This window comes from Candidatus Methylomirabilis sp. (genome assembly GCF_028716865.1).
In the GTDB taxonomy this organism is placed as follows: Bacteria; Methylomirabilota; Methylomirabilia; order Methylomirabilales; family Methylomirabilaceae; genus Methylomirabilis.
Window position 1 is genome coordinate 43,026 of the sequence record NZ_JAQUOY010000003.1, and the last position, 16,431, is coordinate 59,456.

A 16,431-nucleotide genomic window follows, 5' to 3' on the forward strand; every position below is an offset into this window, starting at 1 on the left:
AGTGAGGACCTATGGCGACCGAGCGAAAGCATCTGCTCTATTTTTTGACGACGGAAACCCAACCGAGTCCGTTTGACATCAACATGGCGTATGATGCAGGTTTCCACGCCGTGATTCCATATGGTGGTGTGAATGAGGAGTCTGCAGTCCTGCTGGTGCAGGATATTATCTTTTCTCGAGGACCGAAAGGCGCCAAGTTCAGTGCGCTCTTCATCGGGGGTAACGACATAGACTCGGCCGAGCGGGTCCGTCAAGCCGCCGCAAAGAGTATGTTTCCCCCTTTCCAGGTGTCGATGATGATCGATCCCAAGGGGTCCTATACCACGGCCGTCGCGCTGGTCGCCAAGGCGGAGAAGGCGCTGGGCGGATTGCGCGGCAAACAGGTAGCTATCCCTGGCGGAACAGGCCCGGTGGGTATTGTGGCAGCGACCCTCTGCGTGAAGCTGGGAGCCGAAGTCATTATCGGCTCCAGGCAACTGAGCGGTGTAGAGCGTCTGGCTCAGCGGCTCTCAGCGCAGACGGGAGGCTCCGTCAAGGGCGCCGCAATGGCGACGGACGAGGACAAGATCTCGCACCTGCGTAGCGCTGATGTGATCCTGACGACCGGCAAGGCGGGCATCCAGATGATTTCCGAGGCGGTCCTGAACGCGCTCCCGTCGGGGAAGCTCGTGGCCGACGTCAATGCTGTTCCTCCGACCGGCATCCATAACTTGGCGCCGAATGACGATCTCAAAGAGGTTGTGCCTGGTATCAGGGGCATCGGGGCGCTGGCGGTTGGGGTTCTGAAATATGATGTCGAGATCGAGATGCTCGAAACGATCCGGACCTCGGAAAAGTTTGTCGTGCTTGACGAGAATCAGGCGTTGGAGATTGCCCAGAGGCGTCTTTCCGTTCGATAGGAGTGAGGATCAGGTGGCTGAGACACAGTTTATATTGATCACCGGCCGATCGACCAAGCAGGGAAGTTCAGCCCATCTCGGTAAGGACGCCCAGGAGTACCGAGACGAGGTCTCGACCTTGCAGATGAACCTCAAGGATATCGAAGCGATAGGATTACAGGATGGGGTTCAAGCGCGGGTCACATCGAACTACGGTTCGATCGTGGTCAAATTGAAAAAAACCGATATCCCGCAGGGAATCGTCTTTATTCCTTATGGAGAATTGAGTAACGCCCTGATCGGTCCGGACACCCAGGCTACAGGGATGCCGGATTCAAAGGGGATCACGGTGGAGGTTGGACGCCATGAGTGAGAGCGTTGCCGTGAAAGAACCGGCTGCGAAAGAACCGTATGTGATGACGGGCGTCGTCTGCCCCTTCTGCGGCGTGACGTGTGACGATCTGGAGGTCAAGGTCGAGGACGGAAAGATCACGGAGGTCAAAAACGCCTGTGTCCTGGGTAAAGCCACCTTTCTCCATCATCTGGAGGGGTTGTCGACCCCGAGGATTCATGGAAAACCGGCGACCGTTGATGAGTGCATCGATGCGGCGGCAGAGATTCTCGCGAAGGCCAAATACCCCCTCATCTATGGACTCGACTCGACCGAGCTGGGCGCGCAGCGGGCGTCGATCGAACTGGCCGATCTGATCGGCGCGAATATCGACCACACCTCATCGGTCTGCCACGCGCCGAGCTATCAGGCGGTGATGACCGTCGGCATCCCGACCTGCACGTCGGGAGAGACGAAGAACCGGGCCGATCTGGTGATCTTCTGGGGATGTAATCCGGCCGAGGCGCATCCACGGCATGCCACCCGGTACTCGGTGACCGTGAAGGGGATGTTCATCCCCAAGGGGAAGAAGGACCGAACGGTCATTCAGGTTGATGTCAGGCCGACGCCGACCACACGAATTGCCGACGCCTTCATCCAGATGAAACCGAACTCCGACTACGAGGTTATCTCTGCCCTTAGGGCTCTTGTGAAGGGCCACGAACTGGACCAGACTGAGGTTGGAGGCATAGCAGTTGATGAATTGAAAGCCTTGGTAGAAAAGATGAAGAGCTGTAAGTTCGGGATCGTCTACTGGGGTATGGGCCTAACCCAGACCAGGGGTAAATATATGAATCTCGTCGCGCTGCTTAAACTCGCTCAAGATCTTAACGAGTTTACAAAATTTTCGTGCGCAGCGATGCGGGGTCATGGCAATGTGGTGGGAATGGCTCAGGTGCTGACATGGCAAACCGGTTTTCCCTTCCACGTCAACATGAGTCGCGGCTATCCTCGATTCAACCCAGGGGAATTTTCTGTCGTCGATATGTTGGCCCGTAAAGAGATCGATGCCGCATTGGTGATTGCCGGCGACGCTATCGGAAATTTTCCAGGGAGCATGGCGGAGCATCTGAAATCGATTCCGCTGATTGCCATCGATCCCAAGGAGAGCGATACGACCAGAGTAGCTGACATCGTGATTCCGTCAGCGCAGGGCGCCATTGCCTCCGGAGGAATGGCGTACAGGATGGACCATATCCCCCTGATGTTCAAAAAGGTGGTTGAGTCACCCTACCCATCGGATCGGGAGATCCTCGACCGTATCATCGCGAAGATCAAGGCGATGAAGAGTCGCGGCAATGGCGCTCCCGCCCCGGCCGGTAGAGGCTGAGGATAATCGACATGGGACGCTCATTACGAATTGTCGGCGGTGAGGTCTACGACCCGGCCAACGGGATCGATGGGACTATTAAAGAGATCTGTGTTGAGGATGGAAAGATCGTAGAGTCCTGTACCGGGCCCGCTGAGGTCATTGACGCCAGCAATCTGGTCATTATGCCTGGTGGTGTCGATATTCATACCCACATCGGCAGTCCTGCGGTCAACGCGGCTCGCGGGTTCAGACCTGAGGATCACCAGCGGATGCATTTCCACTCAAAGCCTGCTGCCGGTATCAGGTCAGGCGTAGGCTCTACGGTCCCCTCCACCTTTGCGACCGGCTACCTGTATGCTCAGATGGGCTATACTACGGTGATGGAAGGCGCAAACGCGCCCATCGGCGTTCGGCATACCCATGAGGAGCTGATCGATATCCCGATCGTGGATAAGGGGCTGTATATCGAATTGGGGAGTAACGAGTTTATCCTGAAGTTCATCAAGGCCGGCGAGATGGAGAAGGTCAAGCGATATGTCGCCTGGCTTCTCAAGTCGTTGAAGGCATATGGCGTGAAGCTGGTCAACCCCGGCGGTGTAGAGGCATGGAAGTACGGGAAGGATGTGAAAAACCTGGACGATAAGGTCCACTACTTCGATGTCACGCCGCGCCAGATCCTGAAGGCGCTCGCCTGGGCCAACGAAAGCCTCGGGTTGCCCCACTCGATCCACCTGCACGCCAATAGCCTGGGCACACCCAACAACTACCTGACGACCTTGGACACGATGCGGACGCTCGAGGGCTCAAGGCTCCATGTGGCGCACGCTCAGTTTCACAGTTACGGCGGAGAGAACTGGGGCGGTTTCTGCTCAAAGGCGGCCGAGATTGCGGAGTACATCAACACTCATCCCAATATCACGACGGACATCGGCCAGATTGTCTTCGGCGACGCCACCACCATCACGGCGGACGGCCCGTGGCAGTACCGGCTGTACAAGCTCAGCAAGAATAAATGGTACAACCAGGACGTCGAGATCGAGACGGGGTGCGGTATCGTCCCGTACACCTATCGAGAAAATAACTATGTGAACGCCCTGCAATGGGCTATCGGACTGGAGCTCTTCCTCCTGATTCGTGATCCGTGGCGGGTATTCCTCTCTACCGACCATCCCAACGGCGGTCCCTTCTACCTCTATCCATGGATCATCAAGCTGCTCATGGACAAACCGTTCCGGGATGAGATGCTGAAGCGTGTTCATAAGCGTGTGATGCCCGAGACCATCCTGTCGTCCCTTGACCGTGAGTATACCTTGAATGAGATCGCCATCATCTCCAGGGCCGGTCCAGCGAGAGCATTGGGGCTCACGCATAAGGGTCACCTGGGGGTTGGAGCGGATGCCGACATTACGATCTATTCCAAAGATAGCGATAAGGAACAGATGTTCGAGCATCCCGTCTATGTCATCAAGGACGGCGAGACGGTCCTTCGAGATGGTGAGATCGTACACAGTCCCGCTGGGAAGACTCTGTTTGTCATCCCGCCTGACGTCGGCGAGATGGACCCAACCTTTAAGACCGAATTCGAAAACTACTACACGATTCGGTATCAGAATTTCCCAATCGATATCGAGGACATCCCGAATCGAGAGGCGATCCCGGTGGGAGCGCCTCGATGACATTGTTATTGATCTGACGGAGACGCGATGGAGATCAACGGCGTTTACATCGATGAGACGTACGCAGAGGCATTCGGTGCCTATGCCGGCCGGGTGCTGATTACCGCGTGCAGCAAGGCGTGGGCCCAGGAGGCGGCACGAAGCATGACGGGCTTCGGGACCTCGGTGATCGGCTGTGGTTGCGAGGTTGCCATTGAGGGGATCGAGCCGGCGGACACGCCGGACGACCGGCCTGGCGTGAGTGTGTTGCTGTTTGCCATGTCAAAAAAGGCGGTTCAGGAGCAGCTCATCAACCGGATCGGCCAGTGCGTGATGACCGCTCCCTCCTCGGCCTGCTACAACGCCCTGGAGGCGGAAGATCGCCTGTCGATAGGGGGCAAGCTCAAGTTCTTTGGCGACGGATTTCAGATCAGTAAGCGGTTTGACCCACGGATAACCGGAAATGGGAGCAGTCCGCGACGCTTCTGGCGGATTCCTGTGATGGACGGCGAGTTCATCGTTGAAGACCGTTTCGGGGTGAAAAAGGGAGTAGCCGGAGGCAACTTCTTACTGCTGGGGCGCGAACTGCCTGGGACCCTGCAGGCTGCGGAGCGGGCGATCGAGGCGATGCGAAAGGTGCCGGGTGTCATCATGCCGTTTCCTGGTGGCGTTGTGAGATCCGGCAGCAAAGTCGGTTCGCGCTACAAGTTCCTGAATGCCTCAAGCAACACAGCCTTCTGTCCATCACTACGGCGAGCGGTCAAGAGCGAACTGCCGGAAGGGGTTGGGGCGGTCCTTGAGATCGTCATCGATGGCCTGATGCCGGAGGCGGTTGGAGAGGCCATGCGGGTCGGCATTCGAGCCGCGTGCGGTCCGGGTATCGTGAAGATCTCCGCCGGAAACTACGGTGGAAAGTTGGGAAAACATCACTTTCACCTCCATCAGCTATTGGCTGAGGGCTGATCGCTGACGGCTCACTTGTGAAAAGAGGGTAGCATGTCACCAGTCGTGCTTCGTATGAAAGAGGCCCCAAAGAATATTCCGCTTGAAGCCGAGGTGATTTCCCCAGATCTGTTCGTGCAGCATAGCCAGGCAGAGATTGCGGCTATGCCCGTTGCATTGGGGAACGAGACCTACCGGCTTGGCGACTTCTTCGAGGTGGAGGGGGAGCGGTCGGATGAGATCGTGGTAGAGGGCTGCGCGGGGCGGGTCAAGTGGATAGGCTCAGGGATGACGCGCGGTCGGGTGATCGTTCACGGCGATGTCGGGATGCACGCCGGATCGTATATGCGAGGCGGCGAGATCCGCGTCGAGGGAAATGCCGACGACTTTCTCGGTGTCGAAATGGAAGGCGGACTGATCCGGGTCAAGGGCAATGCACGGCATCGGGTTGGGGCTGCCTATCGGGGGAGCAAGTACGGTATGCAGGGCGGGACGATTCTGGTCGACGGAAACGTCGGGCACGAAGTGGGCGCCTATATGCGGAGAGGTCTTATCGTCATTAAGGGAAACGCCGAGGATTTCTTGGGGGCCATGATGATGACCGGAACGATCTGCCTCTTCGGCCAGGCAGGCATCAGAACAGGAGGCGGCATGCAGAAGGGAACCATTGTCTGTATGCGTCCCATCGATCTCCTGCCGACCTTCGCGTACGACTGCACCTATGCGCCGGTCTTTCTCCAAATTTTGTTTAAGGAACTGAAGCAACTGGGGGTGGAGTGCCCCGCTCAGGCGAATGGCCTCGTTCGGCGCTATCACGGGGACCTGGCCGATGTCGGCAAGGGCGAAATCCTGATCGCCGCATAAGGAGGACGCTGCCTTGCTTAGTCTGAATCACCGGGCCGGCGAGATACTTGATCGGATGGCGGAGCAGGTTGAGGCGCTTGGAATCTCAGTCTCGACGCTCACGAATGGCTCCAGACTTGTCGATTTCGGGGTGAAGGCGCCAGGGGGCCTGCTCGCGGGAAAAGGTCTGGCGGAGATCTGCCTCGGTGGACTCGGGGAGGTATCGTTCCTCCCGCTTGACTACGGCGACTTCTCGCTGACCGGCGTCAGTGTGGCGATCGATGGCCCGGTATTGCCTTGCCTCGGTTCGCAGTACGCCGGCTGGAAGATTCATCGTGGGAAGTTCTTTGCGATGGGTTCCGGTCCGGCCAGAGCGTTGGCCAGGACCGAGGAGCTGTTCGAGACGATTCGCATTCAGGATACGGCCGACTCGGCGGTCCTCGTTCTGGAGAGCGGCCGCCTGCCCAACGAGGAGGTGGCCGATTACGTCGCGGAGAAGTGTGGCGTCAAGTCGGACCGAGTCTCCCTGGCGGTTGCTTCAACTCGCAGTGTGGCCGGGGCGGTGCAGATTGCCGCGCGCTCTGTCGAGACCGCCATGCACAAGCTCCTGGAGTTGGACTTCGATGTGACCAAGGCGCTCAGCGGCTTCGGCGTCTGTCCTATTGCGACGCCTGCAGCAGACGATCTGACCGCGATCGGACGGACCAACGATTGTGTCCTGTACGGCTGCGAGGTCTTCTTGACGATCTCGGCTACCGATGCCGAGATCGAGGCTATGATTGATAAAATCCCTTCCTGTTCGTCGCGAGACTACGGACAGTTGTTCGGTGACCTCTTCAAGCGGTATGATGGGGATTTCTACAAAATCGACCCGTTCCTCTTCAGCCCGGCCAAGATTACCATCACCAACGCCGCCAGTGGCCGCACCTATCGGGCCGGGCGCTTCAATGCCGAACTGCTTCAGGCTTCTCTCATTTCTTAAGTCTCCCACTTCCCTCCATCTCGTTGATTCTGAGCCCTGTCCATGAAGATCGGAATCCTGGCCGACAGAAACGGGTGGCACGTCGAGGTCCTCGCCAAGGCGCTGACGCGACGCGGCTGTCGGGCCGACTTTCTCCCGATTACACGGCTGGTGGCGCGTGTCCCCGGCGGTCCGCTTGTCACGGTCATTGGCCAACCCCTCGACTCGTACGATGCGTTGCTGATCAGAACGATTCCGGAAGGGTCGCTGGAGCAGATTATCTTCAGGATGAATGCGCTGCACCGGCTGGAAGCGGCTGGGGTCAGAATCGTGAATCGGCCGAGCCCGCTGGAACGAACCGTCGATAAGTATTATACGTCCAGTCTGCTCGCGTCACGCGGCCTGCCGACCCCACGGACGGTGGTGGCTGAGGGATTCGACGAGGCGATGGAGGCGTTCCGCGAACTTGGTGACGTGGTGGTGAAGCCGCTCTTCGGCGCTGGAGGGAGAGGGATGGTGCGGATCAGTGACGCCGATGTCGCCTATCGAGTCCTTCGCGCCCTCGTGCTGACTCGGAGCATCTTCTACGTCCAGGAGTTTGTTCCACATGGCGATTACGACCTCAGAGGTCTGGTGGTAGGGGATCGAGTGGTTGCGGCCATGCGTCGCCGGTCGGATGGGTGGCGGCACAACGTCTCTCAGGGCGCGCAGCCGGAGCCGATCGTCATGGATGAGGAAGCGACGAGGCTCTGTCTCGAGGCCAGTCGGCTGCTTGAGACCGATTATGCCGGGATCGATCTGTTGAAGACTGATAAGGGGTACACAGTGGTCGAGGTCAACAGTATCCCGGGCTGGTCCGGCCTCCAGCGAACAACGGAGATCGATCTCGCACAAGAGATCGCAGACCATCTGCTGAGTTTGCTGGAACGCCGACCGGCATAGGGGTACGCAGTGAATCCCCTATCCCCTATCCCCTATCCCCTAAACCCTGATAAGGTATCCCTTGTTGCTCAGTTCGCCTGTCTCCTGGAGGTGAGCGCCGACAAGCCTGGAAACGTCACTCCGTTTGCCGACTTCGCCGATACTCGCTACACCGACTTTCTGGCCAGTTCCATCATCCTGGGGCTGACGTTGCGGAAGGCCGCAACGGTCGCCACCGGCTCGCTGGTCCTCAACGCGGTTCGAGAAACCAAACGGCTGGTCGGCCGGAACACCAACCTTGGGATCGCGCTCCTGTTCGCTCCACTGACAAAAGCGGCCGTGCGTAGAGGGCACCGCCCGCTTCGGTCACGCCTTCGCAGCATACTGACTTCCCTGACGCCGATCGACGGCCAAAGGGTCTACGAGGCGATTCGCCTCGCGGCCCCAGGCGGGCTTGGGGACGCGGACCAGTTCGATGTCAGCGCGACGCATGGCAGGGTTCCGCTCCTTGAAGTGATGCGCGCCGCGGCCGATCGCGATTCGATTGCGCGCGAGTATGTCACCGACTTCGAGATCACCTTTACCATTGGTGCTCCGGCGCTTGAGCGCTATCTCCAGGAGTCGGACGATCAGGAGCCAGCAGTCATTCAGACCTATCTGACACTTCTCTCTCGCGTGCCGGATTCCCTCATTGCGCGCAAATGCGGGACACGCGAGGCCGGCAGAATCTCACGGGAAGCGGGAAAGATTCTGGCTGTCGGTGGAGCGTTCACGCAGGAGGGGCGACGGAAGCTTCAGCAGTGGGACCGAGCCCTGCGGCGAGATGGCAACCGTCTCAATCCGGGAACAACCGCGGATCTGACCGCCTCGGCTCTCTTTGTTGTGATGCTGGAAAAGGGGATCGAGTTCGTACTGGGATCGGGAGCTGCGCAGGCTCCTTAGTGTAATGCCGCCGGGACAAAGATCAGGGCAGGAACCTGCTAGGCAGGTCTGAGGCGTCCCCGGCTAAGGGCCTGGAGCCCGAAGAAGTCAATCAGGTGGTTGGCAACAGCTTTTCTCTGCTTATCCACCGTGATCACATGGTAGCAGTCATCGAGCAAGATCAGGAGCTTCTGTATCGAGGCAATACCATTGTACACCAGCTCACCATTACGAGGACCGGTCATGTCGTCCTCACGGGCCTGGAGGATCGCGGTGGGCGCCGTCACTTCACTCAAACGACCACGGACCCGCGTGATGAGCCGGTCGATATTGTTCAAGGTCTTCAACGGAAAGATCGGATACCCCGTCGAGGCTGCCTGGGTGGGACCGATCACCGAATCAGCAGCGTGGTTCGTCCATCGAGTCCACGCATTCCTGATCCATCCGCGCAGGAGCCCGACGGAACAATACGCCGATCGCATGTGGGCCTGAAGCCGTTCATCCTTGATTCCAAAGGGTGGACCGTCCGCGTGGAAGAGGAGATAGCGCAAGGGGGGCACCTTCATGACAAAGGGCAAGACCGCTCTGATCCGAGGTATATTCCATCCATCGTAAATAAAGGTGGGCGACAGGATTCCAAGCCCATCAACATTCACGGTCAGTGAGGATTCCAAGGCTAGGAGCGCTCCCGCGCTGAGACCGGCCACATAGAGGCGGTCGTACCGTTCGCGCGCGAAGGCCAGTTGCGCCTGTACGTGCGTGATCCAGTCCTTCTCGGACGTTCTCAGCAGATCCCTGATCCGCGCACAGTGGCCCGGGAGGGTCGTGGTGTAGACGTCGCATCCATGACGCGCCAACCGCCGTCCAAGATAGCTCATCTCAACCGGAGTCCCTGTGACGCCGTGAATCAGATACACCAAAGACTGTGAGTCGGTTTGATAGGCAATATCGGTCGGTTGGCGGCCGACCATCTCATCAAGAGGTCCGGACCGCGTAAGCAAATGTTGCTTCATAACTCTCCCGCGCAGTGAGTGAACAGCCAGTCCAGCAGTTCGATGGCCAGATCGATCTCGCCCTTGGTGATATCCAGGCACGGTGCAAGGGTGAAGACGTTCTTATAATATCCCCCGACGTCCAGCACTAACCCCATTGGGCCACGAGATGTTGGAATTCCTCCGGCCAGACCCGACTCGAAGATCCGGTCTGTGAGGGCCTTGTTGGGGGTAAACCCATCGGCCTGTGTGACCTCGATACGAAGAGCCAAGCCTAAGCCGGCGACGTCTCCGATAACGGCATGTCGTTTCTTAAGGTCTTCGAGCTGCTGCAGAAAATAGGCTCCCGACTCGGCCACCGTCCGTTCATAATCCTGCTGCTCGATCCATTGCAGTGTCGCCAAGGCTGCCGCCGTACCCAGTGTATTGGACGAGAAGGTGGAATGCGTCGACCCCGGCGGGAAGGCCTGGGGAGAGATGAGGCGCTCCTCGGCCCATAGCCCGGAGATGGGATTCAGACCATTGGTCAATGCCTTCCCAAAGACGACGATGTTCGGCTTGACGCCGAAGTGCTCGATTCCCCAAAACTTCCCAGTCCTGAAAAATCCCATCTGGATTTCGTCATCCACCAGGAGAATCTTCCGCTCATCCAGGATGGTCTTAAGCCGCCGGAAATAATCCGGAGGCGGTACGACATAGCCTCCGGTGCCCTGCACCGGCTCCACATAGAATGCGATAAACTCAGGCTCTTCAGCCTTCGCATCCCAGAATGAGTTGAACTCCGTCTCGAACAGCCGCTCAACCTGATCGGTGCAGTAATAGTTGCAGCTCTCCAGCTTCATACCGTACGGACACCGGAAGCAGTACGGGAACGGCACGAAATGCGCTCGGTTGGAGAAATGGCCGAAGCGGCGGCGGTATCGATAGCTGGAGGTGATCTCGGAGGTTCCGAGAGTCCGACCGTGGTATCCGCCCATAAAGGCCATAAAAAGGGACTTGCCGGTCGCATTGCGCACGAGTTTCATCGAGTCCTCGATGGCCTGGGAGCCCCCTACATTGAACTGTATGCGCCCTCCCATTCCGAATGCTCGGTGGCATTCGGTCGCCAATCTTTCGGCAACCAGGACCTTTTCTTCATGAAGATACTGGCAAGCTAATTGAGGCAATTGCTCGAGCTGCGCTGTCACCGCCCCCACGATCTGCTTGTTGCGATAGCCGAAGTTGACCGCCGAGTACCACATCTGGAGGTCGAGGTATGGCTTGTCGTCGCGGTCGTAGAGGAAGCTGCCTTCACACCCTTGAAAGAACTTCGGCACGGGCGAGTAGTGCACCGTATCGCCATGCGAGCAGTACTGCGCTTCCTTTTCGCGGAGCACCTCTTCGCTGAGTCGAATATCATTCACGCGATTCATGCGAAACAGCCCACCTTTCGAAAGAGACGTTCAGTGACGTCGGTAAGTGTCTCGAACGGTTCATAGGCGACTCCCTGGAGGTCGCACCACTCCCGTAGCCCTGCCTTCGCGTAGACCTTTTGTGCCATGGTCGAGATGCAACGGTCGGATCGTCCGTCTCCGATATAGGTTGTCTCCCTGAGCGAGAGACCAAAAAGGTTGGCGACGGCGCACTTACACGTCCCGGCCCCAACCATGCAGTCGAGTGATGCATACGGGAAACCGAGCGAGGGGGGCCCGTTCCCATCCCAGACCAGCCGATTGGAGACGACTGGGATGGAGGACAGACCGTGCCGATGCAGGACCGCCTCGATAAACTGATCGATACCGTCGCTGACGATCACCAGCGGGATACCATGTTGTGCGCACCGTTGCTGGAGCGTTACGATGCCCTCGTCGATGGGGATATCGGCCGCAAACTGCATCAGCGTTGCCCGATCTGCTCGAATCAACTCTACCTGGCGGGCCAGACACTCTCGGCTGGTGATCTCACCCCGCTCCCATCGACGCTCCCAGTCACGGAATGCCGGCAGGGCAAAGGTTTCGAGGATGGCGTCCGTCACATCCGTTTTGGTGATGGTCCCGTCGAAATCGCAGAGGACTTGAAAAGCCGGCAGCTCGCTCGGTATACGCAGTGTATGGACACTCGCTGCCGACTTCTCGAGTTGAGGATGACAGATTGCTGAAAGAACGACCTGATTCACCATAGGATGATAGCATAATCAGCAAGAAATATACCAGTATAAATTCTACACTCCGACCTGCCGCCTTCCTTCAAAAAACAGCGTGTTGCCAAGGTGTTAGCACCAACCCGACGTAGATCGATTATAAATGCCCAGCGACACGTACGCCCCGTTGGTCTGGCAGTCGAGACGGGTTAGTCCTATAAAACAAGTAGTTTCGATACATTGTGGCGTTCTTGCGAGTGAGGCGAATTGGTAGATCGATTTGGCGACGTTACTCCTCAGCGAGGTCGAGTCCAAAGCGCTCGGCCATCCGATAGAGCGTTCGTCGATCGATTCCGAGAAGCTTGGCTGCTTCAGTTTTGTTGCCATGCGTCTCATCAAGGACCCTGATAAGGTACCGCTTTTCCAGCTCTTGCAGGGTGACGAGGTCTGAGAATTCCGGTGCAGGCGCAGCAGGGACCGATTTGCGAAGAGTGACGGGGAGGTCGTCCGGCAGGATGATCTCGTGGCTGGTCACAACCACTGCCGATTCGATGGTATGTGCGAGTTCCCGGACGTTTCCTGGCCAATTCGCCTGCTGGAGCACCAGCATCGCCTCCGGCGAAATCCCCATCACACGTTTCTGATTGGCGGCCGCGCACGTATGCATGAAGTGATAGGCCAGCATCGGGATGTCTTCCCGGCGTTCCCGAAGTGGCGGCAAGGTAATGGTGACCACATTGAGACGGTAGTAGAGGTCCTCGCGGAACTGCTCCTTCTTGACCATGGACCACAGGTCACGATGGGTGGAGGTAAGCACACGAACATCCACAGGGATCGACTGGTTGCCACCGACCCGACGGATTTCTTGTTCCTGCAGGACCCGTAACAGCTTTGCTTGCAAGGCCGGGCTCATGTCCCCCACCTCGTCCAGGAGAATCGTCCCGCCGTCGGCCTCCTCAAAGAACCCCCGTTTCGTGGTCAATGCGCCGGTAAAGGCGCCCTTTTCGTGGCCAAACAACTCGCTTTCCAGCAGACTCTCGGTGAGGGCTGCGCAGTTCACCGCCACGAAGGGCGCATCCACCCTGGGGCCGTTATAATGAATCGCTCGCGCAATCAGTTCCTTGCCTGTACCGCTCTCGCCCTGCAGCAGAACGGTGCTGCGTCCGCTTGCCACCCTGGCTACCAGCTTGTAGACATCGATCATCGCCTGGCTGCTTCCGATGATATTGGAAAATTGATACCGGTCGAGAAACTCCTGGCGATAACGCATGTTCTCGTTCAGTAACCGGCGCTGATCGAGGGCTCGGCGAATGGTGAGCAGGACCTCGTCTTTCTTGAACGGCTTGCTGACATAATCATAGGCCCCGCTTTTGATCGCCTTGATAGCTGACTCTATGGTGCCGAAGGCGGTGAGGAGGATGATTGGGGTGTCCGGACTGAACTCCCGAAATCTCTTGAGCACGGCCATCCCGTCCATGTTCGCCATCTGAATGTCGGTCAACACCAGATCCACGGGGAGTCGTTGGCCCTTTTCTACCGCCTCAGCCCCCCCGCCGGCCGTCTCCACCGTGTAGCCGGCTTTGATTAAGACCTCGGCCAACACTGCACAGGCTGTGGCATCGTCATCCACCACGAGGATTCGAGACGGCTTAGGCATAGTTCTCCCCGCGCGTGTAGATCGGCAAGGTAATCTCCGCGGTCGTTCCTAATCCGGGCTGGCTCTCCACGGTAAGGGTCCCGCCATGAGCCGTGATGATATCCCTGGAGATCGCCAGCCCCAGACCGCTTCCCTGGCTGATCTCCTTGGTTGTGAAGAACGGCTCGAAGATGAACCGTTGGTGTTCCTCGGCGATGCCTTGGCCGTTATCCTGGACCGTGATTACCGCGAGACCATCTGGACTTCTCCCATCCGGTAGCAGGAAGGCCTTGTCGACCTCGATCTTGAAGTCGCGCCGGGCGGTCCGAAGTATCAACCTCCCCCCCGGCGACATGGCTTCGATGGCGTTGACGACGAGGTTCAGCAGCACCTGTTCGAGTTGGGTCTTATCGCACAACACCGAAGGTAAGCCCGCCGGGAACTCGGTCTCTACCCGTATCCCCTTTGCTGCGAGCATCGGGTGAGTGAGTTTCATTACCTCTTGAATAACCCCATCCAGCAGTACAGGGGCCAAGGTCGGCTGGGGATTACGCATGGACGCCAGGAGATCCTGAATGAGCAGCACCACACGGTCGACTTGCGATTGGATGATGCCGATACGACTCTTCATCTCTGCTGTTGTTCCGGGTTCATCTTCCAGTATCTGAAGATGCATAGAGACTGAATGGAGCGGCGTGCCGACTTCATGCGCGACCGAGGCCACTAACTTCCCCATCGCCGCCATTTGCTCAACTCGCTTCAACCGTTGCTCGGTTGCGAAGAGCCGGCGGTACGCTGCCGTGAGATCATCGTTCTGTCGCGACAGATCTTCTGTCGCCTGCTGCAGCTTGGATTGCAGAGCCTCACGTGCCAGGCTAAAATAGCCGGCAGCGGCCAGGACGACTGAGGTGATGGACCGGTTAATCAACGCTTCCCAGGTGAATTGCTCGATGGGACCCAACATCCCGACGTAGGTTAAGACGATGCTCATTCCGATGGTGACAATGGCGATCCGTTTTGAATGGAAAGCGGCTGCCAGGAGGATAGGTAAGACATAGCCGTACGAAATGAAGATATTGCCTGGGGTCCACCATTCCGTCAAATAGATGGCAACCATGATCAGGCCAATAATCCAACGGGACCCCTGATCGGTCGCGTGTGTCACCTTCCGTTGTCGATCCATCAGGCTCCCAATGCCTTGAAGTGTATGTCGAGCGGTCGCCGCGCCGCCTGAAGGGTGGGTTCATGACGCCTGGACGAACTGTGGCTCATGACAACTTAGTGAATCTCGGCCCCTCGATTGGAGGCCTTTGCTAAAAAGAGGATCGCCTCAACTGTCCCTTTCATGACCTGCATAAGACGATGCTTTATGTGATCGGCCTGATCCTGATCCGCAGCCAGCCCATAGACCGCCGGTCCCCAGGAGCTTTGCCCTACCCCTAACGCTCCTGCCCGTGACATCGCTTTGACTAGCGCCGCCCCTTGTGTGGTGGCAAAGGTTCCGCCCTGGACGGGTCTGAACCAGTTTCCGACAATTCGCTGAATGCTCGTGAGCGACCCACCGAAGGCGACAGGGTCTTGCTCGAGGATGGCCGGGAGCATCTGCATGAGCAAGAGGCGACTGAGGCGTCCTGCAGCGCTGGCGGGGCGGCCGGCGAGTCTGTGGAATGCCTTGGTCTCTGCGGTTCCAGCGAGCCCACGGTCAGCATAAGGGATCGCCACTACGAAAGTCCAGTTCTCCGGAAAGGGGTAGCGAACGATTATGGGAGGGACAGGATCTAGGCGTCGGGTTTGGGATTTGGGATTTGGGGTTTGGGATTCTGAACCCGGCACTTGACACGCGGAACTTGGAACAACTTTCGCCGTGACGTTCATCCGCCGTCCCGCGTCTACGATAAAACCGCCCTGCTCAAAGGCGGCAATTCCGATCCCTGAACGACGACCTCGACCCATGACGGCTGCCAGTTCTCGTATATTGGCATCGATGGAGAACAGGCGAGCCAGCGCGGACGCGACGCTCAGGGCCAATTGGGTTCCGGAGCCCAGGCCGGCATGGGCAGGGATCGTGGTTGTAACGGAGATGCGGACTCCCTGGTTCAGCCGGTAATAGCGGAGGAACCGGCGCGCGAGCGTAACGACTCGGCTCCGCTCTCGCCCTACGACTTCAAGGCGGTCCGCCGGCGTGGCTTCGAGGATGACTGCGGGCTCGTCGATCGCCAGCCCGATGCTTCCGAACATCCGACCCGATGAGCCGTCCGGGTCGATGAAACCGAAGTGAAGCCTGGCAGGGGCCTTGACCGTCACCCTCATCACTGCTGCCGCTCGACATAGTCTTGAAGATACCGCATCGCTTGCGTCTCTTGTTCTCCCCCGGTCTTCTGCACAATCTCAGCAAGGCGGCGATACTCTTGGAGGATAGCCTCTACTCCGAGAAGCCGGACTCGAGTGGCGAGGATCGCCGCCTCAATAATCGCGTTCTTTGCGCGGTTGAATCCGATGAATTCTCGCAGGACCCCTTTTTTAACGATCTTACAGCGGAAGGTCGCGCGCTCTGAAGCCGTGTCGGCGTGCATGACCGAACACTCATAATACGAGCAGGCGTCTGTCAAGACAAGGCCGGTAACCGTCTCGGCCGGAAAGGTAGGAAAATGAGGGTTGGAGATGGCGCTTTCGGCGAACAGGCGAATCGAGTCGGTCAGATTGACGACAGCGGCTCCGGTGGTAACAAGATTCCGATAGGTGGCCGAATCGGTATAGGGGCGGATGAGGATCTCTCCTTCGCCGATCGTGACCCCCATCGGTGCGAAGTTCGCTTCCCCTGCCTCATCCAGTGTCGTGACGATACTCTCGATAATCATGG

At 58.1% G+C, this 16,431-nt stretch carries 16 protein-coding genes; 9 read left to right on the plus strand and 7 right to left on the minus strand.

Annotation, left to right across the window (positions count from 1 at the left end):
* Positions 1-11 precede the first annotated feature (11 nt).
* The 9 genes from PHV01_RS02135 to PHV01_RS02175 are packed head-to-tail and all read left to right on the plus strand — an operon-like array spanning position 12 to position 8,845.
* Entirely contained in the window at positions 12-899 is an 888-nt protein-coding gene (locus PHV01_RS02135) for an NAD(P)-dependent methylenetetrahydromethanopterin dehydrogenase (protein WP_337289498.1), read from the plus strand.
* Between the two features lie 13 nt (positions 900-912).
* Complete coding sequence (locus PHV01_RS02140) at positions 913-1,251, plus strand: molybdopterin dinucleotide binding domain-containing protein (protein ID WP_337289499.1); 339 nt, start codon at positions 913-915, stop codon at positions 1,249-1,251.
* On the plus strand, positions 1,244-2,599 hold the full coding sequence (locus tag PHV01_RS02145) for a formylmethanofuran dehydrogenase subunit B (protein ID WP_337289500.1): 1,356 nt from the start codon (positions 1,244-1,246) through the stop codon (positions 2,597-2,599). The genes PHV01_RS02140 and PHV01_RS02145 overlap by 8 nt, the downstream gene beginning before the upstream one ends.
* An 11-nt stretch (positions 2,600-2,610) precedes the next feature.
* Positions 2,611-4,257, plus strand: a complete 1,647-nt coding sequence (locus tag PHV01_RS02150; RefSeq protein WP_337289501.1) for a formylmethanofuran dehydrogenase subunit A — start codon at positions 2,611-2,613, stop codon at positions 4,255-4,257.
* Positions 4,258-4,284: 27 nt separating this feature from the next.
* Positions 4,285-5,199 carry a formylmethanofuran--tetrahydromethanopterin N-formyltransferase gene (gene fhcD, locus PHV01_RS02155; RefSeq protein ID WP_337289502.1) on the plus strand — a complete coding sequence of 305 codons (915 nt, stop codon included), beginning with the start codon at positions 4,285-4,287 and terminating at the stop codon, positions 5,197-5,199.
* A 33-nt stretch (positions 5,200-5,232) separates the two neighbouring features.
* Positions 5,233-6,042, plus strand: coding sequence for a formylmethanofuran dehydrogenase subunit C (locus tag PHV01_RS02160; RefSeq protein ID WP_337289503.1), 810 nt, complete (start codon positions 5,233-5,235; stop codon positions 6,040-6,042).
* Between the two features lie 13 nt (positions 6,043-6,055).
* The gene (mch, locus tag PHV01_RS02165; protein ID WP_337289504.1) at positions 6,056-7,003 is read left to right on the plus strand and encodes a methenyltetrahydromethanopterin cyclohydrolase; all 948 of its coding nucleotides are present in this window, start codon (positions 6,056-6,058) and stop codon (positions 7,001-7,003) included.
* 42 nt (positions 7,004-7,045) lie between these two features.
* Positions 7,046-7,924, plus strand: coding sequence for a RimK family alpha-L-glutamate ligase (locus PHV01_RS02170; protein ID WP_337289505.1), 879 nt, complete (start codon positions 7,046-7,048; stop codon positions 7,922-7,924).
* A 9-nt stretch (positions 7,925-7,933) separates the two neighbouring features.
* Entirely contained in the window at positions 7,934-8,845 is a 912-nt protein-coding gene (locus tag PHV01_RS02175) for a triphosphoribosyl-dephospho-CoA synthase (RefSeq protein ID WP_337289506.1), read from the plus strand.
* Between the two features lie 38 nt (positions 8,846-8,883).
* Here PHV01_RS02175 and PHV01_RS02180 read toward each other — a convergent pair whose 3' ends face one another.
* From PHV01_RS02180 to PHV01_RS02210, 7 genes are all read right to left on the minus strand, one after another.
* Entirely contained in the window at positions 8,884-9,837 is a 954-nt protein-coding gene (locus tag PHV01_RS02180; protein ID WP_337289507.1) for an alpha/beta fold hydrolase, read from the minus strand.
* The gene (locus tag PHV01_RS02185) at positions 9,834-11,228 is read right to left on the minus strand and encodes an aminotransferase class III-fold pyridoxal phosphate-dependent enzyme (protein ID WP_337289508.1); all 1,395 of its coding nucleotides are present in this window, start codon (positions 11,226-11,228) and stop codon (positions 9,834-9,836) included. Before PHV01_RS02185 ends, PHV01_RS02180 begins: the two co-directional genes overlap by 4 nt.
* Positions 11,225-11,974 carry an MtnX-like HAD-IB family phosphatase gene (locus tag PHV01_RS02190; protein ID WP_337289509.1) on the minus strand — a complete coding sequence of 250 codons (750 nt, stop codon included), beginning with the start codon at positions 11,972-11,974 and terminating at the stop codon, positions 11,225-11,227. The genes PHV01_RS02185 and PHV01_RS02190 overlap by 4 nt, the downstream gene beginning before the upstream one ends.
* Before the next feature lie 250 nt (positions 11,975-12,224).
* On the minus strand, positions 12,225-13,592 hold the full coding sequence (locus PHV01_RS02195) for a sigma-54 dependent transcriptional regulator (protein WP_337289510.1): 1,368 nt from the start codon (positions 13,590-13,592) through the stop codon (positions 12,225-12,227).
* Entirely contained in the window at positions 13,585-14,754 is a 1,170-nt protein-coding gene (locus tag PHV01_RS02200) for an ATP-binding protein (protein WP_337289511.1), read from the minus strand. The genes PHV01_RS02195 and PHV01_RS02200 overlap by 8 nt, the downstream gene beginning before the upstream one ends.
* Before the next feature lie 95 nt (positions 14,755-14,849).
* Positions 14,850-15,881 (minus strand): beta-ribofuranosylaminobenzene 5'-phosphate synthase family protein, encoded by a 1,032-nt coding sequence (locus tag PHV01_RS02205; RefSeq protein ID WP_337289512.1) that lies wholly within the window; start codon positions 15,879-15,881, stop codon positions 14,850-14,852.
* Entirely contained in the window at positions 15,881-16,429 is a 549-nt protein-coding gene (locus PHV01_RS02210; RefSeq protein ID WP_337289513.1) for a DUF447 domain-containing protein, read from the minus strand. Before PHV01_RS02210 ends, PHV01_RS02205 begins: the two co-directional genes overlap by 1 nt.
* Between the last annotated feature and the right edge of the window lie 2 nt (positions 16,430-16,431).

Excerpts from the sequence above, each read along its gene's own strand:
- PHV01_RS02135 (WP_337289498.1), top strand. The coding sequence starts at position 12 with ATGGCGACCGAGCGAAAGCATCTGCTCTATTTTTTGACGACGGAAACC.
- PHV01_RS02145 (WP_337289500.1), top strand. The coding sequence starts at position 1,244 with ATGAGTGAGAGCGTTGCCGTGAAAGAACCGGCTGCGAAAGAACCGTAT.
- PHV01_RS02150 (WP_337289501.1), top strand. The coding sequence starts at position 2,611 with ATGGGACGCTCATTACGAATTGTCGGCGGTGAGGTCTACGACCCGGCC.
- fhcD (WP_337289502.1), top strand. The coding sequence starts at position 4,285 with ATGGAGATCAACGGCGTTTACATCGATGAGACGTACGCAGAGGCATTC.
- PHV01_RS02160 (WP_337289503.1), top strand. The coding sequence starts at position 5,233 with ATGTCACCAGTCGTGCTTCGTATGAAAGAGGCCCCAAAGAATATTCCG.
- PHV01_RS02170 (WP_337289505.1), top strand. The coding sequence starts at position 7,046 with ATGAAGATCGGAATCCTGGCCGACAGAAACGGGTGGCACGTCGAGGTC.
- PHV01_RS02180 (WP_337289507.1), bottom strand. The coding sequence starts at position 9,837 with ATGAAGCAACATTTGCTTACGCGGTCCGGACCTCTTGATGAGATGGTC.
- PHV01_RS02185 (WP_337289508.1), bottom strand. The coding sequence starts at position 11,228 with ATGAATCGCGTGAATGATATTCGACTCAGCGAAGAGGTGCTCCGCGAA.
- PHV01_RS02190 (WP_337289509.1), bottom strand. The coding sequence starts at position 11,974 with ATGGTGAATCAGGTCGTTCTTTCAGCAATCTGTCATCCTCAACTCGAG.
- PHV01_RS02195 (WP_337289510.1), bottom strand. The coding sequence starts at position 13,592 with ATGCCTAAGCCGTCTCGAATCCTCGTGGTGGATGACGATGCCACAGCC.
- PHV01_RS02200 (WP_337289511.1), bottom strand. The coding sequence starts at position 14,754 with ATGGATCGACAACGGAAGGTGACACACGCGACCGATCAGGGGTCCCGT.
- PHV01_RS02205 (WP_337289512.1), bottom strand. The coding sequence starts at position 15,881 with ATGAGGGTGACGGTCAAGGCCCCTGCCAGGCTTCACTTCGGTTTCATC.
- PHV01_RS02210 (WP_337289513.1), bottom strand. The coding sequence starts at position 16,429 with ATGATTATCGAGAGTATCGTCACGACACTGGATGAGGCAGGGGAAGCG.